At 47.3% G+C, this 1,180-nt stretch carries 2 pseudogenes; both read right to left on the reverse strand.

The features are described from left to right. Positions 1-443, reverse strand: a pseudogene (locus R7Q47_RS25500) (exopolyphosphatase); the annotation flags it as partial. Then, a pseudogene (locus tag R7Q47_RS25505) lies at positions 427-1,180 on the reverse strand (RNA degradosome polyphosphate kinase); the annotation flags it as partial. The pseudogenes R7Q47_RS25500 and R7Q47_RS25505, both read right to left, overlap by 17 nt.

The raw sequence follows: 1,180 nt of genomic DNA on the forward strand, positions 1-1,180 counted from the left end.
GTGCTGCCACCGCCAATATCGACCACCAGTTTAGAATTAGATTCCACTTGAGTGTGTGCGACACCTAAATAAATTAGGCGCGCTTCTTCCTCTCCAGGAATAATCTCTATCGGGAACGGCATGACTGCTTTTGCACGTTGGATAAACAAATGCGCGTTTTTCGCTCTCCTTAGCGTGTGTGTAGCAGCGATGCGCACATTGGATTCCTCAAAGCCTTGCAGCCTCTCTGCGAACATCGCAAGACACTCCAACGCTCGCTCCATGGAGGCGTGACTTAAATTCAATTCACTGTCTAGGCCAGAGGCTAAACGAACCCTCTGTTTATGGCGACTGATGAGCTGTAGATCGCTGCCGACCACCTTCGCCACCACCATGTGGAAGCTATTAGAGCCGAGATCGATCGCGGCAATGTAGCGTTCATCTTGTTCAAGTATCTGAGACATCTGACTTTTGTCTTCTTGTTTGCTTTTCTATATTTTTAAGATAGTCGTAGATGGCAACTTGTGAGCGAACTTTTTTACGGTTTCCGCGCGGTACATAGCTATTGCTCATCTCTTTGTCTATCAAACGTGCCTTTACTGTATCGGTAAAGTGGATGTTAGTTATATCAATAATTCTCTGTTTCAAACGTGGATCACGAACAGGAGCGGCAACTTCGATACGATGATCGATGTTTCGTGTCATCCAATCGGCAGATGAAATGTAGACTTGAGGATCCCCATCATTGTGCGTGATCACTACGCGTGGGTGTTCCAAAAAGCGATCAACGATACTGATGACTCGAATGTTTTCGCTGACGCCTTCAATTCCCGGAACCAAAGCGCACATGCCGCGGATGATCATGTTGATCTTTACCCCCGCGTTGCTTGCTGCGTAAAGACGGGTGACGATGCCTTTATCGACGAGGTTGTTGACCTTTATGGTTAATCCTGCCTTTTTGCCCGCCTTTGCATTGGCGATTTCATTGTCAATCAGGCGGTAAATTTGGGTGCGCGAATTACGCGGAGAAACCATCAAGTGATTGAACTTCACTGGGCGATAAGGGTTCTCAATGTATCCAAACACGTTGCGCACTTCATTGGTGATTTCTTGGTCTGCGGTGAGCAGCGAAAAGTCGGTATAGATTCGAGCGGTTTTTTCGTGGAAGTTGCCCGTGCCAATGTGCGCGTAGCGAATAATA

Source organism: Vibrio sp. Vb0349, assembly GCF_033338975.1.